This window comes from Bradyrhizobium sp. Pa8, assembly GCF_052588265.1.
The window spans coordinates 7,992,709-8,018,343 of record NZ_CP176767.1 but is presented as its reverse complement, the minus strand read 5'-3'; the positions used below and the strand labels follow the sequence as shown (position 1 = coordinate 8,018,343).

The following is a 25,635-nucleotide window of genomic DNA, read 5'->3' as shown; positions in this document are numbered from 1 at the left end:
ATGCGGCACAGGACGATCATGCTGATGGCCATGATCGCTCTCGGCGCGCTGTCGGGCATGCGCGCGGATGGCGCGGAAAGCGCGATGCAATGGCGAGAGATTGCCTGGCCGTTTCCTCGCGACGGCTGGCCCGCGGGCCGCGCGTTCCGCTGCACCTCGGGCGGGTGTGATGGCGCCGAGCTCTACGTCCGCGCCAAGCGCGGCTTCTGCAATTGCGACACGGGTGTTGCCGATGACGACGAGGTCGACCGCGTCACCGATATCGACCTGATCAGTCCGCGCTTCATGGCCATCGCGCCGGGCGCGGTCGTCAGCGTTGCCGCCATGCAAGGCCGTGTCAGGCACTACGATCTCGACATGCCCGACGGTGCTCACCATGCCGCCGCCGGCCTCGCACTGTCACGCCGCTGCGATCTACTTGTCGCGGTGGCCCAATGCGCGGGCGAGGCGAACGCGGTGCAGCGTGCGGCGCTGGCGTTTCTCGACACGGAAGCGATGAGGGAATGGGTGGCTGCCGCGCTCGATGGGCGGTGAGGGAGGCCTTCCGTTCCCGCCTCCATCGTGCATTAATATCCCAGACCGCCCTCAGCCGAGTCCCTCCCATGATGTCCATGCAAGCCTATCTCGCCTTTGTCGCCGCCTGCATCGCGCTCGCGCTGCTGCCGGGGCCGATCGTAACCCTCGTCATCGCCAACGGCCTGCGCTACGGCACGCGCGCGGCGCTGACCAACATTCTCGGCGTGCAGATGGGGCTCTTGATCGTGATTGGCATCCTCGCGGTCGGCCTGACCACGCTGATGGCGACGATGGGCTATTGGTTCAACTGGGTGCGCTTTGCCGGCGCGGCCTATCTGGTCTGGCTCGGCATCAAGCTGATCCGCTCTCCGGTTGAAGGCGTCGACACCGACGCGCCGCCGCCTCCCCCTCGCGGTGGCTTTCTTCTGCAGGGCTTTGTCGTGGCGTTGTCGAACCCCAAGCTGCTGGTGTTCTTCGGCGCGTTCATTCCGCAATTCATGGACATGAGCAAGGATCACCTGTCGCAGGTCCTGGTGCTCGGATTAACCTTCATGGTGCTTGCCGGCCTGACGGACGGAATCTACGCGCTGCTTGCCGGTCAGGTCCGCGGCTTTTTCTCGGCGCGCCGCACCCGCATGGTGTCGCGCATGTCCGGCGGCTTCATGATCGGCGGCGGCATCTGGCTGGCGTTGATCCGGGCGAAATGAGCAGGATCAAGTAAGCCGATCGGCCGATTGAACCTTCGTCTACGGCGATGCGTCCAATCGGGCATTGCCGCTGACGAAGGAATTTGGCCGTGCCCGATCTGCCCTGGTTCGTCTATGCGATGCTGTTCGCACCGCTCGGGCTGTTATTGGTCGCCGCCGTTGTGAAGACCTGGCAGGTGCGCGAGGCGCGAAGCTGGCCGCAGGCATCGGGCAAGGTCGTTCGTTCGGTCGCCGAGGTGCGCGAGGTCAGGGTGTCCGACAGCGACCGCGAGGAAGGCTATCGGCTCGAGAGCCGCAATTTTGCGAACGTGACTTACGAATATCCGGTCGGCAGCCGCAAGCTGAGCTGTAACCGCATCTCGATCGGCGAGGATCTCGGCAATTTCGAGGTCGCCGAGAAGCTCGCAAAATATCCCGCCGGCAGCATCGTCACCGTCTATTACAATCCGCGCCATCCCGATCAGGCCGTGCTCGAGCGCGACCTGCCCAAGGGACTGTGGAGCTGCCTCGGCATCGGCACGGCGATCGCGTTTGGCATCGTGTTCGGCTCGGCGTTCGGTCTCAATCAGACTTATGCCTACCTTGCGCACCACATCGGGCGGCCCGACCTCGCGGGCCTCGTCGTCGGCTTCGGCGCGTTCGGCCTCGTCATCGCGCTGATGGGGTATGGGGTGCGGCGGCAGGCGTTGAAGGCGGCGCGCTGGCCGGTGGTGCCGGGCACGATCAAGCTGTCGGGGGTCGAGCAATATCACGAGGCCAGCGAGCCGGGCGAGCGCCGCGGCACCGAGATGTTCGGCAAACGCGTGACCTACACCTATCGCTATCGGAACGTCAGCTACACCAATGAATGCGCGCGAGTCGCGGCCGGGACGCGGTCCGGGTCCGACGAGATGTTGAAGAAGCTGATGTCGCGCTACAAGCACGGCGCGACCGTCGAGGTGCGCGTCAATCCCGACAACCCGGCCGAGGCAACGCTCGATACAAGCGGCCCCGTCCGCATCGCCTGGCTGCTGTGGGGCATCGCTGCGATTTTCGCTGCGCTCGCGGTGGTCGTTGCGACGCGGGGCAGCTAGTCGACCAGCCTCTCCCTGCGCAATTCCAGCTCAATCTCCGCAAAAATTCTCGCCAGCCGCTCCGCCCATTGCTGCTGGCCGGACCGATCCGCGATCAGGTCCTGACGGATCTCGATGCCGGTGTTGACGAGCCCGCGGGCTTCGCCATGGACGGGGATGGTGTAGTCGCTGAGATCGCTCACCGCATAGGGCTCGTTGTCGCCGACGACGAGATCGCCTTCAGCGCGCAAATGCTTCAGCAGCAGCTGCGGCAGCACGGTGTCGCGATTATACAGCGCGGCGATGTGCCAGGGCCGGGCGACGCCGGCATAAACCGGCGTGAAGCTGTGCAGCGACACCAGCACCGTCGGCCGCGTGTCGTGCAGGCGGCGGTCGATCGCGGCATCGATGCGGCGGTGATAGGGATCGAAGATCTCGCGCTGCCGCGCCGCGCGCTCGCCCTCGGAGATGCCCTCGTTGCGCGGGATCGCGGTCGCCTCGGATATCACGGGGATCGAGCTTGCAACGCCGGGGGAGCGGTTGCAGTCGATCACGAGCCGCGAATAGCGCTGTGCGATCAGATGCGCATCGAGCATTTCTGCCAGCCGCTCGGCGACGCCGGCAATGCCGATGTCCCAGGCGATGTGCCGCGTCAGCTCGCTTTCCGCCACGCCGAGGTCGCCGAGCGCGTGCGGCAGAATCCGTCCGTAATGGTCCGAGGTGAGCAGGAAGGGCGATGCCCCATCCGCATTGATCTCATGCACCGGCGGAATGTCACCCGCGCCGAGCAGTTGATCGGTCGCGTCGGCCGTGTTGAAGTCCATCCTGATTGCCTATGGAAAAAGCAGCTACCGTCTGAATTGGGCAGCAATCGCTTGCAAGTCGGTCCACCCAAAATCATCATGATCGCCAGACGATGCCGTTGCCGGCGATTCATCACAAGACCAAATCTCGCTTGCCCCCGGGACTTCGCTGGGACGAGGAAACGTGCGGCTGTCGTTTCGCTCGATTGACGGCTATAGACACCCCATGACCTCCGATCGTCTTTTCGTCTACGGCACCCTGATGCGCGGCTTCGACCATCCAATGGCGCGGCTGCTTGCAGGACATGCGGACTTTTTGGGTGACGCGACGTGTCGCGGGCGGCTTGTTCTTGTGAAGCATTATCCCGGATTGCTGCTGTCGAACGCGGCCTCCGATGTCGTCCATGGTGAGCTTTTTCAATTGCGCGTGCCCGACGAGCTCCTGCGCGAGCTCGACATGTACGAAGCCTGCGGCGAGGGCTTTCCGGAGCCGACCGAATATCTGCGCGAGCTGATCGACGTGACGTTGCCTGATGGCACAACGGAGAAGGCCTGGACCTACGTCTATAACTGGCCCGTCGGCGGTCTGCCCCTCATCGCGACCGGCCGCTTCCTGGATCATTAAGCCGACAGCACTTCCTTCACCACGCGCACGTCCACCTCGCGCTCCACATAGGTCCACTCCTCGGTCTCCCTGAGCATCGCCACCAGCTCTTCGAACAGCGAGGCATCTGCGGGTGCGAACTCGAACCAGGTCAGGAAGTCGAAGGGGCCGCCGAGGTCGCGGCTGTGATAGAGCTGCCGGGCGATCGCTGGCAGGAAGCGCAGGCTGCTCGCAATGTGGTGCGACTTGTCTTCGAAGATATTGCGGCGCTCTTCCTGCGTCAGCTCCCACCAGGCTTGCGACTTGCGGATCGGGATCAGCGCTGCAGAGGTGGCCTCGAGCCGGCCGAGCCCGGCCTGCACCGCGGCGAGCTGCTGCTGCTCGGCGCGCTCGGTATAGCGCAAGCTGCTCGCGACGCCCGCCAGTCGCCACGCATTGCGCGAGGGCACCAGCGGCAATGCGACGGCCTCGCTGTCGACGACCGACAGCGCCGGCATGAAGGGCAGGGGCTCGCCCGTCACGTTCGAAATCGAGGTGACGCGCCAACCCCCGCTATGGCCGCCTCGAAACGTCCTGAACATGGCCTATGGAAGCGTGGAAGCGGGCCGGATTCAAGCTTTTCCCGTCATTCCGGGCCACCCGTCCCGTCATCCTTCGAGGCTCGCCGGAGCGGCGAGCACCTCAGGGTGACGCAGCCCGGGAATGACGGCCTGTGTATAGGTCGAATAACCCGGATAACCCGCCTAAACCTGACTTTTGGCCGGGCCGCACCTATATCCCTGATCCTTCGCCCGACTCACCCGGATTCGCGTTACACACACGCCATGCGCTTCACGCCCCAGTTCCTCGACGAGCTTCGTGCCCGGCTTTCGGTCTCCGAAGTCGTGGGCAAGCGCGTGAAGCTGAAGAAGGCCGGGCGGGAATGGAAGGGGCTGTCGCCGTTCCAGCAGGAGAAGACGCCGTCCTTCTACGTCAACGACCAGAAGGGATTTTACCACGACTTCTCCTCCGGCAAGCACGGCGACATCATCACCTTCGTGATGGAGACCGACGGCCTGCCGTTCGCCGAGGCCGTCGAGCGGCTCGCCGGCATGGCGGGCCTGCCGCTGCCGGCGGTGACGCCGGATGCGGCGCGGCACGAGCAGCGGCGCCGCACGCTGCATGACGTGATGGAACTCGCCGCAAAATTCTTCGCCGAGACGCTGGCCTCGCGCGTCGGCGCCAAGGCGCGCGGCTATCTCGCCGATCGCGCGATCTCTCCGGCGACGCAAGTGCAGTTCCGCCTCGGCTATGCGCCGCCGCCACCCGAGCGTTTCGCGCTGAAGGAGCATCTCGGCAAGCTCGGCGTCTCCGTCGAGGACATGATCGAGACCGGCCTGCTCGTTGCCGGCAACGATATTCCCGTGCCCTACGATCGCTTCCGCGACCGCGTGATGTTTCCGATCACGGATCTGCGTGGCCGCGTCATCGCCTTCGGCGGACGCGCGCTGGAAAAGGACGTTCCGGCAAAATACCTGAACTCGCCGGAGACGCCGCTCTTCCACAAGGGCGACAATCTCTACAATCACCAGACCGTGCGAAAGGCCACCCACGATGGCAGCGCGCTGATCGTGGTCGAAGGCTATGTCGACGTCATCGCCATGGTGACGGCAGGCTTTGCAGGTGCCGTGGCGCCGCTCGGCACTGCGCTGACCGAAAACCAGCTCGCGCTGCTCTGGAAGATGGCGGACGAGCCGATCCTCTGCTTCGACGGCGATCGCGCCGGACAGAAGGCGGCTTATCGCGCAGCCGACCTCGCCTTGCCATTTCTTGCGCCGGGCAAGAGCCTGCGTTTTGCGCTGCTGCCGGAAGGTCAGGATCCCGACGATCTCGTCCGCTCGGGTGGCCGCGGCGCGATCGAGGATGTCATCGCGGCGGCGAAGCCGCTCGCCGAGATGATCTGGTCGCGCGAGCTCGAAGGCGGCAACTTTGCCACGCCCGAGCGTCGCGCCGCGCTGGAAGCGCGCGTCAAGGAGCTGTCCAACGGCATCCGCGACGAGGTGGTGCGGCGCTATTATCGCGACGATTTTGCCGAACGGCTTCGACGCACCTTCGCGCCCGAGGGCGGACGCGGCGGCTTTGCCGGCCGGAGCAATTTCCAAGGCAATTCCGGCCGCTCCTTCCAGCCCCGCAACGGGGGACAGGCGAATCGATTCGGGGGGCAGGGATTCGGTAGCCAGGGGCGGCGTGGAGCCCCGGGGCCTGCCATGATTCCCTCAGGCCCCTACCAGGCGGCGAGCCCCCAGCTGGCGGCAAGTCCGATCATGAAGGGGCAGCGCAGCGCCATATCCCGGCGCGAAGCCCTGATCCTGCAGATCCTGATCAACCATCCCTGGCTGCTGCACGACCACCTTGAGGAGGTCGCCGCCCTGGAGCTGGCCCATCCCGAGGCCCATAAGCTCCGGGCCGGCATCATCGCCGCCTTCGCCAACGATCATCACCATTCTCCGGACCCCGGCGAGCTGGCCGAGAAGATGCGAGCCGACATCGAGAAGGGTGGATTTTCGCAGCTTCTTCAAAGGGTTGAGAATGGCATCACCACCGCGGCGGTGTGGGGTGCCCGTGAGGGGGCGGCACGGGATGACGTTCTCGCCACCTGGCACCAACTCGTTGCCTTGCATCGGCAATACCATTCACTACTTAGAGAGCTGAAGGACGCCGAGCTGGCCTTGGGGGAGGACCCCAGCGAGGCCAATTTGGCGTGGCTGCGTGACGTCAAGGCTCGGATAGGAGAAGTCGACGGTACCGAGGCCCTGATCGAGGGTTTTGGCGAGCTGTCGGGCCGGTTCCAGAAGAGCGTATGATGAAAGAATCATGCGGACGGCCGGGACCGGAACCGCTAAAAGACTCGCCAAATCCAAGGTTTGGCGGCAAAAACAGGGTTAATCGAGGCTTAACGGTCTTGTAGCACTTTGGCCACCAGGCGGCCGCAGGCAGAACAGACGCGTCAGGAATGAATCCGCGCAATCGCTGTTGGCACTACACCTGCATCCGCTGCGACAAAGGGGCTCACGAAGCGTTAGGCAAATCCGGCGAGAGAAAGGTCGGGGTGGCGAGAGATAGGCGCGCCGCCCTTTCCGTGTCGCGATCTGACGAAGCGAGAGCGTCGAACAACAGGTTCAAGTGAATTCAGGCGGGCGGGCCGTTCGGCCTTCTGCATGAAGCGCGTTTAGGAGCAATGGATGGCCACCAAGGCAAAGACGCTGCAGGCGAAGGACAAAGAGAAAGACGACAAGGCAGCGGACGCGCCGGAGAAGGACTCCCAGGACGCGCCGTCGCCCTTGCTCGATCTGTCCGACGCGGCCGTGAAGAAGATGATCAAGCAGGCCAAGAAGCGCGGCTTCGTGACCTTCGATCAGCTCAACGAAGTTTTGCCGTCCGACCAGACCTCCCCGGAGCAGATCGAGGACATCATGTCCATGCTCTCGGACATGGGCATCAACGTCACCGAAGCCGACGATAGCGACGGCGAGGAGGACAAGGACGAGGGCGGCGAGGACGAGACCGACAACGAGCTCGTCGAGGTCACCCAGAAGGCCGTCACCGAGGTCAAGAAGAGCGAGCCGGGCGAGCGCACCGACGATCCCGTGCGCATGTATCTGCGCGAGATGGGCACGGTCGAGCTGTTGTCCCGCGAAGGCGAAATCGCGATTGCGAAGCGCATCGAGGCCGGCCGCGAGGCGATGATCGCAGGTCTCTGCGAAAGCCCGCTGACCTTCCAGGCCATCATCATCTGGCGCGACGAGCTCAACGAAGGCAAGATCTTCCTTCGCGACATCATCGATCTCGAAGCGACCTATGCCGGCCCCGACGCCAAGGGCGGCATGAACACCGCCATGATCGGCGGTCCCACCGGCGAGAACGGCGAAGCCTCGGCCGAGGGCGGTGAAGCCGCAGCCGTGAACGGAGCTGCGCCGGCGCATGTCGCGCCGCCCGCCGCGCCGCCGTCGCCGACCCCGTTCCGCGCCGCGCAGCCCGCCCCCGGCGGCCAGGGTGGCGAGGACAAGGATCCGGGTGAAGCCGCCGCCGAAGCCGACATGGACGAGGACGACGAGTTCGAGAACCAGATGTCGCTTGCGGCCATCGAGGCCGAGCTCAAGCCGAAGGTCGTCGAGATCTTCGACAAGATCGCCGACAGCTACAAGAAGCTGCGCAAGCTTCAGGAGCAGGACATCCAGAACCAGCTCGAGAGCACCTCGCACGGGCCCTCGCTCTCGCCGCACCAGGAACGCAAATACCGCAAGCTCAAGGACGAGATCATCGTCGAGGTGAAGTCGCTGCGCCTGAACCAGGCGCGTATCGACTCACTGGTCGAGCAGCTCTACGACATCAACAAGCGCCTCGTATCGCACGAGGGCCGGCTGATGCGCCTCGCCGACAGCCATGGCGTCGCGCGTGAGGACTTCCTGCGCAACTACACCGGCTCGGAGCTCGATCCGCGCTGGCTCAACCGCGTCTCGAAGCTCTCGGCCAAGGGCTGGAAGAACTTCGTCCATATCGAGAAGGACCGCATCAAGGACCTCCGTCACGAGGTGCACCAGCTCGCCGCGCTTACGGGCCTCGAGATCGTCGAGTTCCGCAAGATCGTGCACTCCGTGCAGAAGGGCGAGCGCGAGGCACGCCAGGCCAAGAAGGAGATGGTGGAAGCCAACCTCCGTCTCGTGATCTCGATCGCCAAGAAGTACACCAACCGCGGCCTGCAGTTCCTCGACCTGATCCAGGAAGGCAACATCGGCCTGATGAAGGCCGTTGATAAGTTCGAATATCGCCGCGGCTACAAGTTCTCGACCTACGCCACGTGGTGGATCCGGCAGGCGATCACCCGCTCGATCGCCGACCAGGCGCGTACCATCCGCATTCCCGTGCACATGATCGAGACGATCAACAAGATCGTGCGCACCTCGCGCCAGATGCTCAACGAGATCGGCCGCGAGCCGACCCCGGAAGAGCTCGCCGAGAAGCTCGGCATGCCCCTAGAGAAGGTCCGCAAGGTCCTCAAGATCGCCAAGGAGCCGTTGTCGCTCGAAACCCCCGTCGGTGACGAAGAGGATTCACATCTCGGCGATTTCATCGAGGACAAGAACGCGATCCTCCCGATCGACGCCGCGATCCAGTCGAACCTGCGCGAGACCACCACGCGCGTGCTCGCCTCGCTCACCCCGCGCGAAGAGCGCGTCCTGCGCATGCGCTTCGGCATCGGCATGAACACCGACCACACGCTGGAAGAAGTCGGCCAGCAGTTCTCGGTCACCCGCGAACGTATCCGCCAGATCGAGGCGAAGGCGTTGCGGAAGCTGAAGCATCCGTCGCGGAGCCGGAAGCTGCGGAGCTTTTTGGATAACTAATTCGGATCGTCGTGTCCGGGCCTGACCTGGGCATTCATCCAAACGAAAACGGCGGGCCAAAAGCCCGCCGTTGTTGTTTGTGCTGACGCTTCGCGCCTCGCGGCCAGCGCCTATTTCTTCTTCGCCCCGACCCGCTCGATCCGCTTGATCTCGAGCACCGGCCGGCCGGACTTTTCGGCGATCTCGCGGTCCTGCTCCATGATGAAGCCGCGCGCGGGTTCGTCGCCGTCGAGGCCGCCGAGCAGTTCCGAGGGCACGCGGCGGTTGGAGCGTTGGGAATCGTCTTCATAGAAGACGTTGAAGAAGGCGAATTCGCCTTTGGGATTGGTTCCAGGTTTTTTGGCCATGGCGGCTTGTCGTCGATCAGGGGCCCGCAGTCAAATGACTTCGGCGGCTTGTCGACACCGGCGTCGAGCCGCGGCGCTAGAGCCTTTCATTGCTTAATGGAATCGGAGGGGATTCCGGTTTTTGGCGGATTGTGATTCAAGATGCTGACTGGATTGGAGGCCAGCATCGCATGACCCGACCTCTTTCCCTGGATCTTCGCGAGCGTGTGGTGGCGTCGGTTTTGGCGGGCGAGAGCTGCCGGTCTGTGGCGGAACGGTTTGGTGTTGCGGTCTCGTCGGTTGTGAAGTGGTCACAGCGGCAGCGGGCGACCGGCTCGGTTGTGCCTGGCAAGATGGGCGGTCACCGCAAGCCTGTGCTTGATCCGCACCGCGCCTTCATCGTCGAGCGGATCACTCAGACGCCGCACCTGACGCTGCATGGTCTGAAGGCGGAACTGGCAACCCGTGGGGTCAAGGTCTCACACAACGCGGTCTGGCTGTTCCTGCGTCGGGAAGGGCTGCGGTTCAAAAAAAACACTGTTCGCCCTCGAACAGGCTCGCGCCGACGTCTCTCGTAGGCGCCAGCGTTGGCGATCCTGGCAGGCCGGACTTGATCCGGGCCGGCTCGTCTTCATCGATGAGACCTGGATCAAGACCAACATGGCCCCTTTGCGGGGCTGGGGCCCCAAAGGGGCACGCCTGCGCGGCTTCGCCCCACACGGTCACTGGCGTACCCTCACATTCCTCGGCGCGCTCCGTCATGACCAACTCACGGCACCCTGCGTCTTCGACGGCCCGATCAACGGCGAATGCTTCCGCGCTTATGTGAAGCACCTTCTCCTGCCAACCCTGCGCGAAGGCGACATCGTCATTCTCGACAATCTCGGAAGCCACAAGTCGAAAGCTGTCAGGCAGATGATCCAGGCTGCTGGCGCCAGGCTCTGGTACCTGCCGCCATACTCGCCCGACCTCAACCCGATCGAACAGGCCTTCTCCAAGATCAAACACTGGATGCGGCAAGCTCAGAAGCGCACCATCGAGGACACTTGGCGCCACATCGGTCACCTCGTCCACGACATCCAGCCTCGCGAATGCGCCAACTACTTCGCCAACGCCGGTTATGCTTCAGTCAAAATGTGAAACGCTCTAACCAGCAGTGGTGCTGTCTTGATTGCGGTTGCTCATCGAGGAGCGGCGCCAGGCGCCTGCTGCGACCCTTCGCTCAATAAACGGCGGGCCGCGAAGCCCGCCGTTTATTCTTGGTCTTCAGCGTCGCCCGGGGCTGGCGGGGCGACAACCTAGAATAGAAGACTATAATCTGCGTCATGCCGTGGCAAGGCAAATCGGTGACGCTGTGATGTCGCATCGCGCGCGTCAGATATGCGCCGGTCGCGACATCTGGTTTCGATGCGCATCAAAGCAATTGTTTGGACGGCCAAATCACTTTGTTCATATTTCCCGCTCTCGCAACGCAACGAGAGGTGCACGCTTTGTAAGAAAGGTGCGTTCGCCTGCACGTCTTCCGTCCGCGTGCGCAGGTTGTGTTCCATCGTGCGAATAAGTTCCATGCCCGCGGGTGCACACCTCACTGCGCGCGCTTGCCGAGTTCCCGTACGGCGAGCCGCTTTTCCACAAAAATGCGATTCAGTAGATGCTCAGAGCGCAGGCGGGAAGATGAGTGAGGCCGTCACGGCGCCACCAGCTCCACGCGCCGGTTGAGCGCGCGGCCGGCGTCGGTGGCATTCGAGCCGACTGGTGCCAGCAATCCGACGCCGGCGGTGCGCAGCCGCGTCTGCGCGATCCGAAAACTTTTCACGAGCTCGGCTGCGACCGCTTCGGCGCGACGCCTCGAGAGATCGAGATTGTATTCGTAAGCGCCCTGACTGTCGGTGTGGCCGACGATGAAGACGTTGAGCTGCGGCTGGCTCGTCAGCAGCTTTGCGATCTGCTCGAGCGTCGGGCGGCTCTCCGGCTTCAGCACCGCCTTGTCGGTATCGAAATAGATGCCGTAGAGCGCGATGTGGCCGGTCTCGCCCAAGCCCTTCGCCATCGCGGCAGCATCGACCATCTTGTTCGCGATCGCGCCCAGCTCGGCGACGGTGACCTGCGCGGTGATGTCCTGGTTGTTCTGGCTGACGAGGACGCTGGCATAGGTCTCGCGTCCGCCTTCGGTCTTGCGGCCGGCAAAATAGCGGTAGTTGAAGCCGTCGACCCACATCTGCGGCACCGGCAGCGTGTCGACCGCCTCGGTGAAGGGAATCGCACCGCAGGCGTCGGTGTCGCAGGCGAGCAAGGTCTCGAAGCCGGCTTTCGCAAGCTGCGTCTCGAAATTGCGCGACACTTCCAGGATCGAGGGGCCGGGATTGGTGCGATAGGCGATGCGGAAGATGCGGCCTTCGAGCAGCCGCGCATCGGCCGGCTGGCCGTCCCTGAAGGCGGCGGCCTGCATCCGGGCGGCGTCAAAATCCTTCATCATGTAGCCGGTGATGACGCTGCCGGTGAAGCGGCCGATGCCGGGATAGTCGCGGCTGCCTGCGACATCGCGGGTCTGCGCGGCGGCGGTGGTGGCGGTGAAGGAGAGCAGGGCGAGGACAGCGAGCATCCGGTGCGGAATGGGCATGGTCATCTCGATCGGTTGGGGACGGGGCGAGCGCAATTCATTTGTCGCGCCCAAGATACGATCGGTTCTGGCGAGGATCTGCCGCTTTGACCGGAATCCGGTTCCCGGGCATGATCGCACGCTTCCGCGTTCATTCTTCAAAGGATTTTCCCGCATGTCGAGACACGCCCTGGCCACCGCCTTCATCCTCTGTCTGGCCGGCGGATCGGCGCAGGCCGCGCGCTGCGGCGGCGACTTCAACAGCTTCGTCGCCAGCATGACCTCGGAGGCGCAAGGAGCCGGCGTCTCGGCGAGCGTGACCAGCGCAGCCTTCAGCGGCATCGCCCAGGATGGCGCGGTGCTCGCCTTCGACCGGCGCCAGCGCTACACCTTCAACAAGAGCTTTGAGCAGTATGTCTCGACCCGCGTCGGCCCCGGCCGCATCAATGGCGGCAGGGCACTGTTGCAGCGCCACGCGGCGCTGCTCTCGCGCATCGAGCAGCAGTTCGGCGTGCCCCGCTATATCCTGGTCGCGATCTGGGGGCTGGAGAGCGATTTCGGCAAGGGCGACATCGGCAAGCTGCCGGTGATCCGGACGCTCGCCACGCTCGCGCATGATTGCCGCCGCACCGAGCTGTTCCAGGGCGAACTGCTCGCCGCGCTCAAGATCGTGCAGCGTGGCGACCTGCCGCTGCGCGACCTCATCGGCGCCTATGCCGGCGAGATCGGCCAGACCCAGTTCCTGCCGTCGTCCTACATCAAATACGGCGTCGATTTCGACGGCGACGGCCACGTCGATCTGCGCCACAGCGTGCCCGACGTGCTCGCCTCGACCGCGAACCTGCTTCACACCAGCGGCTTCAAGATGGGCCAGCCCTACGGCGAGGGCACCGCCAATTTCGAGGCGATGCGGGAGTGGAACAGGGCGGTGGTCTACCGCAAGACGATCGGCTATTTTGCGGACCGGCTGGCGGGGCAGTGACCACATACTCGGTGTCATCACCCGCGAAAGCGGGTGATCCAGTATTCCAGAGACAGCCCCGGTCAAGCCGGGGCATGACAGCGGGGGATGTGGCGACGCTGTCGTGCCATGCGACTACGTCCCCTTCGCCATCTTCTCCAGCTTCCGCTGCAACGGCGCCCAATAGGTGCCCGGGCGGAAGCGCTGGAGGATGTCCATGAAGCGGGCGTCGTTGCCGATCAGGATGCGGGGCTGGTTCTTCTCGATGCCCTTGATGATGCGCAGCGCGGCGTCTTTCGGCGTGGTCTTTGCCGCGTTCTCGAACCGCTCGATCGATTGCGCGCGGCGCGCATTGTCGGTGACGCCGACCCCGGTGCGCGAATTGCGCGCGATGGAGGTGGCGACGCCGCCGGGATGCACCACCGACAGTTTTACGGGGCTGCCCGCGACCGCAAGCTCGTGCCGCACGCTCTCGGAAAAGCCGCGCACCGCGAACTTAGCGGCGGCATAGGCCGACTGTCCGGGCGGCGCGATGATGCCGAAGATCGAGGAGACGTTGACGATATGGGCCTCCGCCAGCGTCTTCAGATGCGGCAGGAAGGCGCGCGTGCCGCGCACCACGCCCCAGAAATTGATGTCGAACAGCCACTCCATCTGCGCCTGGTCGATCTCCTCGAACGTCCCCATCAGCGCCACGCCGGCATTGTTGATGACGATGCCGAGCGCGGGATGCGCGGCGATCGCATCACGCGCGAACTCTGCGATGTCGCCGGGCTCGCTGACGTCGACGCGATGCACGGTGACCTTGCGTGCGGCTCCGATCTCGGCGGCGAGCGTCTTCAATCCAGCCTCGTCGCGATCGGCGAGCGCGAGATCGCAGCCGCGGTTGCCGAGCTCGATCGCCAGCGCGCGGCCGATGCCGCTCGCCGCTCCCGTGATGGCGGCGGCGCCGCGAATGGCAGTCATGATGTCCCCCAATCAAGCCCGTCAGGCGGAACCAAGATTTACATTTTTCAGGATGGAACTGAACCACCGGCGAACTAGCTCCTTAACATAGGTTACACAAGCAAGCATTGGAGCGGCCCATGGGACAGGCAGAACCATTTCGCGCAACGGCGCTGATCGTCGAAGACGACGTCATGCAACGGGAGATGCTCAGTCTTCTGTTGGAGGAGAGCGGCTATCAGGTCATCCAGTGCGACAGCGCCGAGGCTGCCCAGCGGGTGCTCGACAAGAGCGCCGGCGCGCTCTGTCTGATGCTGACGGACGTCCAGCTCGCGGGGCGCATGAACGGGGTCGAGCTCGCGCACGTCGCCAAGGACCGCAATCCAAGGCTCGACATCGTCGTCACCTCCGGCCGCCCCTTGGCGCAGCCCTTGCCCGACGGCGCGAAATTCTGGGCCAAGCCGTGGGCTCCGCTCGACGTGCTCCGCGAGGCCGAGCTCGCGCAACTGTCCTGACGGCCAATCCGGGAGCTCGCTTTCTTGCCGCGAGGCACGGTGATAGGGTCTGCCCATGACCTTGTCCTTCCTGCTCACCTCGCTCATCGTCGTCGCCTCGCCCGGCACCGGCGTGCTCTACACCCTGGCTGCGGCGCTGACACGCGGCTCGCGCGCGAGCATCGCGGCCGCCTTCGGCTGCACGCTCGGGATCGTGCCGCACATGATAGCTGCGATGCTCGGGCTTGCCGCGGTGCTGCACACCAGCGCGCTCGCCTTTGCCGCGCTGAAATGGGGCGGCGTCGCCTATCTGCTCTACATGTCCTGGCAGGCGCTGCGTGAGACCGGAGCGCTGGCGGTCGATGGCGAGATCAAGGAGCGGTCGAGCCGCCGCGTCATCGTCACCGGCTTTCTGATCAACATCCTCAATCCGAAACTGTCGATCTTCTTCCTGGCCTTTCTGCCGCAGTTCATTGCGGTGGATGAAGCCCATGTGCTGGCGCGGATGCTGGAGTTGAGCGGCGCCTTCATGGCGATGACCTTCGCGGTGTTCGTCCTCTACGGCCTCTGCGCGGCGTCGGTACGCGAGCGCGTCATCTCCCGCCCGCGTGTGATGGCCTGGCTGCGCCGCAGCTTTGCCGCCGGCTTTGCCGCGCTTGGTGCCAAGCTGGCGTTTGCGGAGCGGTAGGCTTCTCCGTCGCGTTAGCTGAAGGTGGAGCAACAAAAAAGCGGGCCTTGTGCCCGCCATCCTCAAACTCTCTCGACCCTTACCCGACGCCCGGGCGGAGCGAGGCTCCACCCGGGCAAAGAACATGCTGGCTACTTCTTCTTCGCGGCCTTCTTGGCCTTTTTCTTCGTCGCCTTCTTCGCCTTCTTCGCTTTCTTAGCCATAGTATCCTCTCAAGGGTTCATGGTTAAACGCGACACGAGGGATGCTCGGCGGAGGGCCAGCCTCGCAACATCCTCGACGACAAACTCAGCAGATTCGCGGGCGGCTGCCCCGTGCTGTCACATCTGTGTCATTACGTTATCCACAGCTCAGATGCATTTTCGGGTGATTTTTGCCCGCGAATCCGCATCGCGATGCGCATCGGCGTGGCCGCGCAGGGAGGCCGCGACATGCCTAACGATCCGATAATTGCCGCGCGCTGTTCATGAATCCAAAACCAAGGGCGAGCTTTCGCAGATCGCAGTGAGGTTCCGTTAAGTGCAATCCGCGCATTCTTCTCCGCAAGAACGCGGGGAAAGGGTCATGGACGAACGGCTGCCAGGGACGGGGGGTGCGACGCTGCGCGTGCCGCACGCGCCATGCTGAACGTACCGACACTCTGGACGGTCTTCGTCGTCAACTTCCTGGCGCTTGGCCTGATCTGGGCCTACGTGACGCGCTCCTATCCGAAATTTGCGGCCGCGCGGTTCTGGATGGCATCGGCCTTCGTCGGCGCGATGGGCGCGATGACAGCGCTGGTCCGTCTGTTCGTCACCTCTCCCGCGCCCCTTCTGTTTGGGGCCGCCGGCATCATCGCGGCGAGCTGCCTCGCGACAATGGGCATTCAGCGCTTCTACGACCGGCCGGTTTCCTGGCGCATCATGATCACGACGGGCGCCCTGAGCGTCGGCGGCACGGTGTTCTTCATGTTGGTCTTCGACCACATGCCGCTGCGCATGATCAGTTACACGCTCGGGCAGGCCGTTCCTCTGCTGCTGGCGTTGCGCCTGCTGCTGTTGCCCCAGGAGGGCCGCGTCAGTCCCGGGGCATGGCTGTCCAGCATCGTCATCATCACCATCATCGCAATCTTCGTAGCCCGTGCCGTGGGCAATATGCTTGGCGGCGATTTTTCGGCGGTGGCCGGCAGTCAGGGCCATGCCGTCATGACCCTGGGCCTCCTGTTCCTGTCGATGACGCTCAATTTCGGTTTCCTGCTGATGGCGATGGATCGCTTGCGCAACGAGGTCGCCGATCTCGCACTGCTCGACGATCTCACCGGCGTCGCCAACCGGCGGCATTTGTTGCAGCGCCTGTCCGAGGAATGCGCCCGGTCGGAGCGCAGCGGCGAGCCGTTCTCGCTGCTGGTGATCGATCTCGACGGCTTCAAGACCATCAACGACACCCATGGTCATGCCGCGGGCGATGCCTGCCTGCGGCACTTCACCCTGATGGCGCAAACGCGCTTAAGGCCCGGCGACATGCTGGCCCGCACCGGCGGCGACGAGTTCTGCGTCGTGTTGCCGTCCTCGACCCTGCGCGAGGCTGCCGCGATCGCCCGCCGCGTGCTCGAGGTTTGCCGCCAGGACGCCGCGGCCTGTACCACCAAGGACATCCCGATCGCGATCTCGATCGGCGTTGCCGAATGGGACCGCGGCATCGGCCAGTTTCCGGACCGCCTCATCGCCCATGCCGACCACGCGCTCTATGCCGCCAAGAAGAACGGCAAGAACGACTTTGCCGCCTACGATCCGGCCCCGCCGCTCTCGCCTGAGCCACCCGGGCTCGGCGAGGCCGCGCGCAAATTCGCATAAAGCCTGCTAGGATCTGGGTCCGGCTTGGACCCGTATGATGATCTTCCGCCTGCTCGCGGCTCTTCTCGCCGCCCTTTTTCTGCTCACCCCAGCCGCCGCAACGGACGCCGAGCTCGCAAAGCTCGCGCGCGTCTCCGGCACGCCCGACATTCCCGGACTGAAAATGGTCTGGCTCGCGCCATGGGGCGATGTCCGTGACGCCCATCCCTGGCGCAACATCATCGTGCACCAGACCGAGGGGCCGACAGGCTCGGCGCGCGGCGGCGCGGCGGAGCAGTCGAAGAACCCGACCCGCCGCGGCGTCACCGTGTGGGTCGAGACCGACGGCACGGTCTATTGGGCGGTCGCCGAGAACCTGGTGCCGACCCATGGCGACGGCGCCAACCGCAACGACAACAAGTATATCGACAACCGCTCGACCTACCGCCAGGTGGTGCGCGACAACTCGATCGGCGTCGAGTTCGCCGGCAACTATCCGGATGTCACCGCGGGCCCGACCGAGGCGCAGGTCGCGGCATGGAAGATCCTCGTGAAGGTGCTGCGCGCGCGCTACGGCATCCCGCTCGACCACGTCTATGCGCACAACTGGATCGACTACAAGGACGCCCGCTATTGCGAAGGCTGCTGGCTTGCGACGCTGGCGCGGATTTGGGGGGAGTGACGAGCAGGCGCGTCCGGCAAACCGAAGGCCGAAACCTCCGGTGCCGGACGGCCATCGAGAGCGATCGCTATCGGCTCTCATCGCCATCCTAAGTCCACCGGGTCTTCCCAGGCTCAGGGGAATGCCTTGGGAAGATCGGCGGAAGGCTTCGTGACGATCTGGTGCGCGTCGCGCCAGATCACTTCGCACTGGCGCGAGGTTGTAATCATGCGCACCGGCAGGCCACCCTCCTCGAGCAGCCAAGCGCAGTAGCGCGCGCGGCTGACTGCCTCGCGGGCTTGAGGATCGAACCAGCAAATGCCCCAGATCGAATCGCGCCGCTTGAAGTGACGCGCGATGCGTCCGGGAAGCGGCAGATGCTGCGCGAACCAATCGAACTGGCCCGAGAGCTCATGCCGGATCCAGTCCGGACAGTTGTTTCGCTGGACATACCAGGACGCACGAAAGAAGCCGCTCTCCACGCGACTGTGCGGGTGGATGAGCGGTGTAACGAACCGCAAATACATGACGACACGACGCGACGCCTTGTTGCGTGCGCCCCTCGCAGCCAGATGCAATGAATGGAGAACAGCCGCGAAGCGGCGTTCAGCTTATGACCGATTGCCGATCAAAGAGGTCGACGGTCAGAACGTATCGATCTACTTTTCATGCCGCCTCCCTTGGTTGCGCTGAACAACAAAGGCGCGATATCGCGCCGGGCGGCAGCACATACATCAGCAAGCGTCCCACGGCAAGCGTGATCGACAAGGACGATTGAGCGGGAAGCATCCATGACGCACTCCGGAATGACGAGCTAAACCGGCTGCGCCATCCATCCGAACAGCCGTCGCATCAGTCCCGGCCGCCGTGGCAATTCCGGTGGACCGTCCGACGCCAGCACGCGTTTGAAGAAGTAATCCAGGAACACCATGTCGTTCGGCTCGGTGACGGTGAATTGTTCGTCGCCGAAGAACACGCTGTAATTATAGAAGAACGGGCCCATGAGCGGGATCGTCGCGGTCGAGGCATAGTCCTTGGAGATGACGAACTCCGCGGGATCGAGCTCGTGCTCGCGCATCGCCTGCTCGACCAGCGGCAGCTTGCGCATGAACTGGGCGGAGAAGCCGCCAACGGTGGATTGCAGGATGATCGACACGGTTGGTGTCCGTTCAGTTGAGGCCGCCGGCCCGATCATTCTGGGTCGGTCGACCGGACGCACGGGTTCAAGGCAAGCCCGGTTCTACGTCGGCCAGGGGAAAGAGACTGTGATGGTGGCCTAACTTGGCAGGACTCTCCGCCACAACCACCGCTGTCATCGCCCGGTTCGATGTTCAGCCCGGGGACATGACCGACCGGTGTTCGGGGACATAGCCGACACTTTTTCTGCTCGCCAAGTCGATGATAGCGAGTGCGGCGCGCTTCGCATCACGCAGAGAAAGCACGGCGGATCACTCAAACAGAGCATCGCCACAAACAAAAAAGCCGGCGTTGCCGCCGGCTTTCTGTCTCTTGTCGATCCGCCAATATCTTACCGCGAGAAAAGCCCGCTTAATGCGCAGCTTCCAGCGCGGCCTGTTCCGCCCGTGCGATCGTGCCCTTGACCGCGGCCTGCACCTTTTCAAAGGCGCGGACTTCGATCTGGCGGACGCGCTCGCGCGACACGCCGAACTCGGCGGCAAGGTCTTCCAGCGTCATCGGCTCATCGGCGAGGCGGCGAGCCTCGAAGATGCGGCGTTCGCGCGGGTTGAGCACGCCCATGGCGCCGTTCAGCGCGTCACGGCGTTCGTCATACTCCTCGTGCTCCGCCAGCAGGGCTTCCTGGTTGGGCGTGTTGTCGACCAGCCAGTCCTGCCACTCGCCGGCTTCGCCGTCATCGCGGATCGGTGCGTTGAGCGACGCGTCGCCACCGAGGCGGCGATTCATGTCGATCACGTCCTGATCGGTAACGCCGAGGCGCTTGGCAATGATCTTCACCTGGTCGGGGCGGAGATCGCCCTCGTCCAGCGCGTTGATCTTGCTCTTCGCCTTGCGCAGGTTGAAGAACAGCTTCTTCTGGTTCGCGGTGGTGCCCATCTTCACGAGTGACCAGGAACGCAGGATGTACTCTTGAATCGACGCCTTGATCCACCACATCGCGTAGGTGGCGAGACGGAACCCCTTTTCGGGTTCGAAACGCTTCACCGCCTGCATGAGGCCGACATTGCCTTCCGAGACGACCTCGGAGATCGGCAGGCCGTAGCCGCGATAGCCCATGGCGATCTTGGCCACGAGGCGGAGATGGCTGGTGACGAGTTGGTGCGCCGCGTCGCGATCGTCATGCTCACGCCAACGCTTGGCGAGCATGTATTCCTGCTGGGGTTCCAGCATCGGGAACTTGCGGATCTCGGCGAGGTAGCGAGAAAGGCCGGATTCTCCATTGAGGACCGGCAAAGCAGCGGTACGGGCCATGATGAAGCCCTCCAAGGTTCAGGCCCCCGATAGCGGCGGGCCAGGCAGACGACCGCTGTGTTAAAGCCGGCCGTAGCTGCGATGTTCCGTTGGTCATTTCCAACGCAAGGGCAATATACCCCATGGGGGGTCAAAAAGGGAAGGATTGCTGACGTCACGTCCCCGTGTGGCAGCTATAACTTTTTGTAATGTAACGCTTTTTCAAAGCGGCCTGCGTCATAGCGCCGCTTTCAGGGCGCCCTGTAGGAGAAGCAAATCCTTCGGCAGCGGCGCTTCCCAGTGGAGTAATTCTCCGGTTCGCGGGTGCTCCAATACCAGCAAATAGGCATGCAGGGCCTGCCGCCCAAGCGTGGCGAGAGTCGTCTGCGACTGGGGGCCGAGGTGGTTGGCCTTGGTCTTGAAATGTGGGCCGTAGACCGCATCCCCCATTAGAGGGTGCCCGATATGGGCGAGGTGGACGCGGATCTGGTGGGTGCGTCCGGTCTCGAGCTCGCAGGCGAGCAGGGAGGCGATCGGCTTGCCGTCACGCCCCGCAAAACTCTCCAGAAGCTCCCAATGCGTCACCGCCTCGCGGCCGCCCTGGCGCACCGCCATCTTCTCGCGAGCATACGGGTGGCGGTCGATCGGCGCATCGACGGTGCCGCGGTGGCGTCCCGGCAGCCCCCAGGCGAAGGCCATGTAGCCGCGGCGCATCGCGCCCGTCCGGCCGTGGTCGGCGAATTGCGCGGTGAGCGAGGCATGGGCGAGGTCGTTCTTGGCGACCACCATCAGCCCGGTCGTGTCCTTGTCGAGCCGGTGCACGATGCCGGGCCGGCGTACCCCGCCGATGCCGGAGAGCGAGCCGCCGCAATGGGCGATCAGCGCATTGACCAGCGTGCCGGTCTCGTGGCCGGCCGCGGGGTGGACGACGAGGCCCTTCGGCTTGTTGAGGACGACGATGTCGTCATCCTCGAACACGATATCGAGGGCGATATCCTCGCCCTTGGGCTCCGGCGGGGCCGCCTCCGGCACTTCGATTGTGATCGTATCGCCGGATGTGACGTGATAAGCGGGGTCGCGGAGCGCGGCGTCCTTGAGGCTCACCGCGCCCGCCAAAATCAGGGCTTTCAGCCTCGATCGCGACAGGTCGGTGAGGTGCGCCGCCAGCACGCGGTCGAGCCGGGCCGAGCCCTCGTCGCCGGCGACGACAACTTCCAACCTTTGCGCAGAGCCTGAGTTATCCATGACGACGTCTGATACCACTGTTCCCGAACCGAGCCCCGAGCAGGCCGCGCTGTTCGCGCGGGTGCGGCGGATGATGCTGATCGCTGGGTTGACCACGGCGCTGGCAATCTGCGCCGTCCTGATCGCGGTGGGCTACCGCCTTTTCAAGTCGGAGGGAAGGGCGTCCGACGTGGCCGCCGACGTCACCGCCGCCCTGCCCAAGGGCGCCAAGATCGTCTCGACCGGGGTCGCTGGCGACCGCCTCGTGGTCACGCTGGACGTGGGCGGCGTCATCGAGATCCGCACCTTCGACGCCCACACCCTGAAGCCGGCCGGAAAGCTGAAATTTGCCAATGAGCCGTAAGGCTGGCCGCGGCTGTTGATCGTACTCCGGTCCAGTTTGTCTTGCCGCGCAACTTCTGATTTAGCTCTTGGCTTGGGAAGTTGGGCTGGGACTGGGAATGGGACGTATCAAGTCGCGCGTCGTCGCAATCGCACTCGTTGTCGGATCGTACGGATACGCTGGATTTGCGGCGCTCGCAGAGCCGGCCACGCAGCCCGCAGCGCCAGCCAGGCAGGCTGGACTTGCCGCGCCGGCCAAGCAACCCGCGGCGCAGGCCAAGCCAACGGGCTCGCGGAACGCACGGCTCTATTTCCTGCGCGAGAAGGGCATTTTCGGCGCGATGGGCGGAATGGCGGCCTCGTCGGAAATCCTGATCGACGGCAAGTCCGTCGGAAAGGTCGACATGGGGACGTTCTTCTTCGTCGACCGGCCGCCGGGCGTCCACAAGATCGCCTCCCACATGAAGATGTCGATGACGGACTATGAGGTCGAGGTCTCCGTCGAGGCCGGCAAGACCTACTATTTCGGCGTCGGGACGCAGCGGACAGGCGCCATCGGCCAGGACCTCCTCAACCAGGCCGTCGCCGGCAGCAGCGGCCAGCAGATCCGCTCCTCTTCGCCGTTCAAATCCGCCTTTGCGGGCGCAGGCCTGTTCCGCCTGGAGCCGGCCGCCGGCGCTGCGGCGCTCGAGAAACTGAAGCAGCCGTGAGCGTTCCCGGCGATTTCGCGGGGCGCGGTGGCCCGCCGCGCAATTAAGCTTGAGCCGCAATGACCGTGCATATCCGGGGGTTTCGCCCCCGATCGAGGCTTGCCGCCGGCGGATTTCGCGGCTATGTCCTGTCCCTCACGCTCCCTTCGTCTAGCGGTTAGGACGCGGCCCTCTCAAGGCTGAAACAGGGGTTCGATTCCCCTAGGGAGCGCCATTAAATCCTAAGCCATTGAAAAGCTGAAAACTCTAAGCAATCATGAGCTTAGAGAGGCCGCCTTGCTACACAAACGTAGCCCACAAAGGTGGTCCACAATGGCGGCTTTGAGTTACATGCAACGGCGTGCGTCCGGCACCTACGAGTTTCGTAAAAGGCTGCCTGAAGCGCTGGCCGGGAAGCCCGTGCCGTCTCACATGCGCGATGCTTTCCCCGACCTCATCAATCCGAAAACGCAACGCTTCAAGCGTGAACTTGTTCGCTCCCTCGCGACGAAGGAACTGAAGCAGGCAAAGCGGCGTGACCATCAGGAGGCCTTGAAGGCGGCTCAGCTATTTGACGTAGCGCTAGAAGCTCTGAAGCCGCCCGCCGTCGTGGCGCTGCCCGTGGACATCGACCTGAAGCAATTAGGCGATGAGGTCTTTGCCGTGTTGCTTGCGGAGGATGAAGCTGAGCGGACGGATGGTGATGACCGGCGGCATCTGCAAACCCCTCAGCAGCGAGCGGCGTGGCCCGACCTCGTGGCGGTGCCACCAAGCACTCAGATGGGAATGTCCGCCGATCATGCTCACATGTACGGTGAACTGCTGCCGGTGTTTGAAGACGAGTTCCGAGCCGCCTACGCGCGACGTGATCCGAAGATCGTCTATCCCGAGACTAACGTCGCCCTGAAAGCGCGTGGCATCTACCTGAGCAAATCCTCGCCGGAGTTTCAGAAGGCCGCCCTCGTGGTCCTTGAAGCCCATGTGCGGGCTTACGATGCCATGAAGAAACGGCAGCGCGGGGAAATCATACCGACTCCGATAGCGGCCGAGCCGTCTACCGATGAGCGGGGGCCCAAGCTCTCCGAGGCGCTGGCGTCATGGGCTGCCGGTGGTTCGGCGCACAATGCTAAGAAGCCAAATGCCAACACGGTGACGGAGGCGGAGCAAGCCATCCGGTACTTCAGGGAACTGCACGGCGATCTGCGGCTTGGCGAGATTACCCGCGAGAAGGCCCGCGAGTTTCGTGATGCGGTCGCCATGGTGCCCGCCGCATTGCCGCGCGATTTCCGCAAGCTTCCCCTGCCGGAATTGCTCAAGCGGGACCTTTCCGGGTTCAAGCCCCGAGAGGCAACCACCGTGAATAAGATCGTTCAGGTGCTTGGTGGGATTATCTCTCGGGCTGAACGCGAAGGTTTCCTTGATAAGGTGACGGGCTTTGTAAATCCATTTGGGAAGGCCATTCGGTTCTCAGTCGATAACCACCAGACGCGGCGCAAGCATTTCGAGAAGCTCGACCTGAAGACAATCTTCGCGTCACCTGTATATGCGAATAATGATCGTCCTGCCGGTGGTGGCGGCGAAGCGGCTTTCTGGTTTCCGCTTATCGGTCTCCTCTCCGGGATACGCCTCGACGAAATCGCACAGTTGCGGATATGCGATCTCCGGCAGGACGAAGACACGAAGCGGTGGTATTTCGACATCGACCGAACTGGCGGACGCTCCACGAAGACCAACTCATCCATCCGCCATGTGCCGCTGCACCGGGAATTGAAGCGCATCGGCTTGCTGAAGTACCGGGAGGCGCTGCTTAAGCAAGGTGCCAGCTTGGAGAGCCCACTGTGGCCGGAGGTCAATGCCGAGGGTGAGCGGACACGTTCATCAGCATGGTCAAAGTGGTTCGGTCGCTATCTGCGCTCGACGTGCGGCGTGGCGGATACCACTAAGGTTTTTCATTCCTTCCGCCATACCTTTAAGCGGATGACCCGTGACGCTGGCATCCCCGAAGAAATGCATGATGCCCTCACAGGTCACTCGGGCGGCGGGGTTGGCCGTTCGTACGGCAAGGGCTTTTCGCTGAAGCCACTCGCGAAGGCGATAGATGAGGTTCAAGCTCCCACCGATCTGCGCCAACTGAGTTGGTCACGACCGAACGCCGCCCGAGGTTAGGCCGCGCGATACCTCTGAGCTTCAGCCTCGTCGATCTGATACTGCCATCCATTGATCTTCCGCACCCGTTCGTAGAAGTCGCGGTCGATTATTGCTGCATCCAGCACGTTCTCAGCATTAGCGCCTTGGTTTGCCTTGCTGATGGCGATAGCGCCGACAATGCCGACGATGAACCACCACCAATGAGAGGTAACCGACAGGTAAATTCCACCGATCACAACGACAAGAGCCACGAGACGCCAGAACGTATGTGCCGTTGATGCGCTTGTCATCTTGGAGCCTGTCCGCGCAGCAGAGATTTGCGCTGCCAGATTGTTGTCAATTCCGAGGTTAAGATGCCCCGATTTGCGGAGGCTGACCATCTGATCGTGCGCCAGGTTGATGGTTCGGCAGTTGAGAATAACCTTCGTCACTAGCTGCTCCCGGCAATCCAAAATGCTGCAACAAATGTGCAATATATTGCGTCGCATTATATTGCAACAAGTTGTCGCTATATGCGCATGTCAGAGGACGTGCGGCGCTTGGTAGGTAGCAACGTAAAGAGGTTGCGGATGGCGGCTGGAATTACGCAGGCGGAGCTTGCCGATCTAGTGGGTGTCGACCGGGCCTATATCAGCGGCTTGGAGCAGGGAAATCGGAACGCGACCATTGTTAGCCTTTGGCACGTTGCTCAAGCATTGGAGACGCCGATCCGTTTCCTGTTCGATGAAGCCAAGAAGTCACGCTGACCGATAGTGCAGGGGGAGCATTGGCTGAATCTCGTCCGGTGCCTGCCTGATCACTTTGAGCACTTACTCAAAGGGGGAGTTGGGTGACCCTGATCGTTATCTGAAGCAGGGCCTCTATGATTGTGGATCGGCCGTGTCCTCCCTCTCCCTAGGGGCTTCCTCGAAGGACCCTTGGCGTAGCCGGTGAGCAGGCCGCTAGGGTGATGATGACCTTCTCGGTACTCGACCATCTTAGGCTGCCCTCTAAGGCCCCCGGCGGAGGCCTTAGAGGTTACCCTTCGAGGGTGGGGGCCGATGGTGGGTAGCTGCCGCACTCTTACCCATCCCTTCAAGGTGCTCCCTCAGGAAGACCCTGGGATGGCTATGGCGGGGTTGGCATCGTCGCCTCAAGGTTACCCCCATGAGCGTGTCGTGAGTGGAGGCCATGAAGGTTTGCCTTCAAGGGGTAGGGGCGGTGGAGGTGGGTGTCTACTGTGCCCGTCCCCTCTGTAGGTGTCTGCCCACTAGG

Annotated in this window: 26 protein-coding genes and 1 tRNA gene; 17 read left to right on the top strand and 10 right to left on the bottom strand. The window is 63.5% G+C overall.

The features are described 5' to 3' along the window. The 3 genes from ACKWRH_RS37940 (at position 1) to ACKWRH_RS37930 (ending at position 2,296) form a co-directional block, all read left to right on the top strand. The gene (locus tag ACKWRH_RS37940) at positions 1 to 534 is read left to right on the top strand and encodes a hypothetical protein (protein ID WP_445217714.1); all 534 of its coding nucleotides are present in this window, start codon (positions 1 to 3) and stop codon (positions 532 to 534) included. Between the two features lie 71 nt (positions 535 to 605). Beyond that, positions 606 to 1,223: a LysE family translocator gene (locus tag ACKWRH_RS37935; RefSeq protein WP_445222549.1), complete on the top strand. Its 618-nt coding sequence runs from the start codon at positions 606 to 608 to the stop codon at positions 1,221 to 1,223. A gap of 89 nt (positions 1,224 to 1,312) precedes the next feature. Continuing rightward, on the top strand, positions 1,313 to 2,296 hold the full coding sequence (locus ACKWRH_RS37930) for a DUF3592 domain-containing protein (RefSeq protein ID WP_445217713.1): 984 nt from the start codon (positions 1,313 to 1,315) through the stop codon (positions 2,294 to 2,296). Here the strand turns inward: ACKWRH_RS37930 and ACKWRH_RS37925 are convergent. Then, positions 2,293 to 3,099 (bottom strand): N-formylglutamate amidohydrolase, encoded by an 807-nt coding sequence (locus ACKWRH_RS37925; protein ID WP_445217712.1) that lies wholly within the window; start codon positions 3,097 to 3,099, stop codon positions 2,293 to 2,295. The two genes, ACKWRH_RS37930 and ACKWRH_RS37925, sit on opposite strands and share 4 nt — an antisense overlap. Positions 3,100 to 3,304: 205 nt before the next feature. On the opposite strand from ACKWRH_RS37925, the gene ACKWRH_RS37920 reads away from it, so the two are divergent. Further along, positions 3,305 to 3,703 carry a gamma-glutamylcyclotransferase family protein gene (locus tag ACKWRH_RS37920; protein ID WP_445217711.1) on the top strand — a complete coding sequence of 133 codons (399 nt, stop codon included), beginning with the start codon at positions 3,305 to 3,307 and terminating at the stop codon, positions 3,701 to 3,703. On the opposite strand, the gene ACKWRH_RS37915 is transcribed toward ACKWRH_RS37920, so the two are convergent. Further along, a complete protein-coding gene (locus tag ACKWRH_RS37915; RefSeq protein WP_445217710.1) occupies positions 3,700 to 4,263 on the bottom strand; it encodes a chlorite dismutase family protein in 564 nt (187 codons plus the stop codon). The genes ACKWRH_RS37920 and ACKWRH_RS37915 overlap by 4 nt on opposite strands. Before the next feature lie 243 nt (positions 4,264 to 4,506). Here ACKWRH_RS37915 and dnaG point away from each other — a divergent pair, with 243 nt between their 5' ends. Both dnaG and rpoD read left to right on the top strand, forming a co-directional pair. Next, positions 4,507 to 6,525, top strand: coding sequence for a DNA primase (dnaG, locus tag ACKWRH_RS37910; protein ID WP_445217709.1), 2,019 nt, complete (start codon positions 4,507 to 4,509; stop codon positions 6,523 to 6,525). A gap of 378 nt (positions 6,526 to 6,903) precedes the next feature. Next, positions 6,904 to 9,066, top strand: coding sequence for an RNA polymerase sigma factor RpoD (gene rpoD, locus ACKWRH_RS37905; protein ID WP_445217708.1), 2,163 nt, complete (start codon positions 6,904 to 6,906; stop codon positions 9,064 to 9,066). A gap of 110 nt (positions 9,067 to 9,176) precedes the next feature. Here the strand turns inward: rpoD and ACKWRH_RS37900 are convergent, their stop codons facing one another. Next, entirely contained in the window at positions 9,177 to 9,413 is a 237-nt protein-coding gene (locus ACKWRH_RS37900; protein ID WP_445217707.1) for a hypothetical protein, read from the bottom strand. A gap of 170 nt (positions 9,414 to 9,583) precedes the next feature. On the opposite strand from ACKWRH_RS37900, the gene ACKWRH_RS37895 reads away from it, so the two are divergent. Beyond that, positions 9,584 to 10,532, top strand: a protein-coding gene (locus ACKWRH_RS37895) for an IS630 family transposase (RefSeq protein WP_445215585.1) whose coding sequence is annotated in 2 segments (ribosomal slippage) — positions 9,584 to 9,919 and positions 9,921 to 10,532 — 948 coding nt in all. Because the reading frame shifts where the segments join, the coding sequence is not laid out codon by codon here. Positions 10,533 to 11,079: 547 nt separating this feature from the next. Here the strand turns inward: ACKWRH_RS37895 and ACKWRH_RS37890 are convergent. Next, positions 11,080 to 12,012, bottom strand: a complete 933-nt coding sequence (locus tag ACKWRH_RS37890) for an OmpA family protein (protein WP_445217706.1) — start codon at positions 12,010 to 12,012, stop codon at positions 11,080 to 11,082. A gap of 154 nt (positions 12,013 to 12,166) precedes the next feature. Between ACKWRH_RS37890 and ACKWRH_RS37885 the strand changes: the two genes are divergently transcribed. Then, complete coding sequence (locus ACKWRH_RS37885) at positions 12,167 to 12,973, top strand: lytic murein transglycosylase (protein WP_445217705.1); 807 nt, start codon at positions 12,167 to 12,169, stop codon at positions 12,971 to 12,973. Positions 12,974 to 13,087: 114 nt separating this feature from the next. Here the strand turns inward: ACKWRH_RS37885 and ACKWRH_RS37880 are convergent, their stop codons facing one another. Then, the gene (locus tag ACKWRH_RS37880; RefSeq protein WP_445217704.1) at positions 13,088 to 13,918 is read right to left on the bottom strand and encodes an SDR family NAD(P)-dependent oxidoreductase; all 831 of its coding nucleotides are present in this window, start codon (positions 13,916 to 13,918) and stop codon (positions 13,088 to 13,090) included. A gap of 119 nt (positions 13,919 to 14,037) precedes the next feature. Here ACKWRH_RS37880 and ACKWRH_RS37875 point away from each other — a divergent pair, with 119 nt between their 5' ends. From ACKWRH_RS37875 to ACKWRH_RS37860, 4 genes are all read left to right on the top strand, one after another. Then, positions 14,038 to 14,412: a response regulator gene (locus ACKWRH_RS37875; protein ID WP_445217703.1), complete on the top strand. Its 375-nt coding sequence runs from the start codon at positions 14,038 to 14,040 to the stop codon at positions 14,410 to 14,412. Positions 14,413 to 14,467: 55 nt separating this feature from the next. Continuing rightward, entirely contained in the window at positions 14,468 to 15,079 is a 612-nt protein-coding gene (locus ACKWRH_RS37870) for a LysE family translocator (protein ID WP_445217702.1), read from the top strand. A gap of 620 nt (positions 15,080 to 15,699) precedes the next feature. After that, positions 15,700 to 16,911: a GGDEF domain-containing protein gene (locus ACKWRH_RS37865; RefSeq protein ID WP_445217701.1), complete on the top strand. Its 1,212-nt coding sequence runs from the start codon at positions 15,700 to 15,702 to the stop codon at positions 16,909 to 16,911. 34 nt (positions 16,912 to 16,945) lie between these two features. After that, entirely contained in the window at positions 16,946 to 17,572 is a 627-nt protein-coding gene (locus tag ACKWRH_RS37860) for a peptidoglycan recognition protein family protein (RefSeq protein WP_445217700.1), read from the top strand. Between the two features lie 113 nt (positions 17,573 to 17,685). Here ACKWRH_RS37860 and ACKWRH_RS37855 read toward each other — a convergent pair whose 3' ends face one another. The 4 genes from ACKWRH_RS37855 to ACKWRH_RS37840 form a co-directional block, all read right to left on the bottom strand. Further along, positions 17,686 to 18,078 (bottom strand): hypothetical protein, encoded by a 393-nt coding sequence (locus tag ACKWRH_RS37855; RefSeq protein WP_445217699.1) that lies wholly within the window; start codon positions 18,076 to 18,078, stop codon positions 17,686 to 17,688. A gap of 287 nt (positions 18,079 to 18,365) precedes the next feature. Beyond that, positions 18,366 to 18,707 carry a hypothetical protein gene (locus tag ACKWRH_RS37850; protein WP_445217698.1) on the bottom strand — a complete coding sequence of 114 codons (342 nt, stop codon included), beginning with the start codon at positions 18,705 to 18,707 and terminating at the stop codon, positions 18,366 to 18,368. Between the two features lie 392 nt (positions 18,708 to 19,099). Then, positions 19,100 to 19,999 carry an RNA polymerase sigma factor RpoH gene (gene rpoH, locus ACKWRH_RS37845; RefSeq protein WP_282523267.1) on the bottom strand — a complete coding sequence of 300 codons (900 nt, stop codon included), beginning with the start codon at positions 19,997 to 19,999 and terminating at the stop codon, positions 19,100 to 19,102. Between the two features lie 216 nt (positions 20,000 to 20,215). Beyond that, positions 20,216 to 21,223, bottom strand: a complete 1,008-nt coding sequence (locus tag ACKWRH_RS37840; RefSeq protein ID WP_445217697.1) for an RluA family pseudouridine synthase — start codon at positions 21,221 to 21,223, stop codon at positions 20,216 to 20,218. Here ACKWRH_RS37840 and ACKWRH_RS37835 point away from each other — a divergent pair. The 4 genes from ACKWRH_RS37835 (at position 21,222) to ACKWRH_RS37820 (ending at position 24,399) form a co-directional block, all read left to right on the top strand. Beyond that, positions 21,222 to 21,566 carry a hypothetical protein gene (locus ACKWRH_RS37835; protein ID WP_445217696.1) on the top strand — a complete coding sequence of 115 codons (345 nt, stop codon included), beginning with the start codon at positions 21,222 to 21,224 and terminating at the stop codon, positions 21,564 to 21,566. The two genes, ACKWRH_RS37840 and ACKWRH_RS37835, sit on opposite strands and share 2 nt — an antisense overlap. A gap of 97 nt (positions 21,567 to 21,663) precedes the next feature. Further along, positions 21,664 to 22,254: a DUF2846 domain-containing protein gene (locus ACKWRH_RS37830; protein ID WP_445217695.1), complete on the top strand. Its 591-nt coding sequence runs from the start codon at positions 21,664 to 21,666 to the stop codon at positions 22,252 to 22,254. Positions 22,255 to 22,393: 139 nt separating this feature from the next. Continuing rightward, positions 22,394 to 22,468 (top strand) — tRNA-Glu (locus ACKWRH_RS37825). A gap of 98 nt (positions 22,469 to 22,566) precedes the next feature. Further along, positions 22,567 to 24,399 carry a DUF6538 domain-containing protein gene (locus ACKWRH_RS37820; RefSeq protein WP_445217694.1) on the top strand — a complete coding sequence of 611 codons (1,833 nt, stop codon included), beginning with the start codon at positions 22,567 to 22,569 and terminating at the stop codon, positions 24,397 to 24,399. On the opposite strand, the gene ACKWRH_RS37815 is transcribed toward ACKWRH_RS37820, so the two are convergent. After that, positions 24,396 to 24,812 carry a hypothetical protein gene (locus tag ACKWRH_RS37815; protein WP_445217693.1) on the bottom strand — a complete coding sequence of 139 codons (417 nt, stop codon included), beginning with the start codon at positions 24,810 to 24,812 and terminating at the stop codon, positions 24,396 to 24,398. The genes ACKWRH_RS37820 and ACKWRH_RS37815 overlap by 4 nt on opposite strands. A gap of 138 nt (positions 24,813 to 24,950) precedes the next feature. Between ACKWRH_RS37815 and ACKWRH_RS37810 the strand changes: the two genes are divergently transcribed. After that, complete coding sequence (locus ACKWRH_RS37810; RefSeq protein WP_244441931.1) at positions 24,951 to 25,127, top strand: helix-turn-helix domain-containing protein; 177 nt, start codon at positions 24,951 to 24,953, stop codon at positions 25,125 to 25,127. Positions 25,128 to 25,635 lie beyond the last annotated feature (508 nt).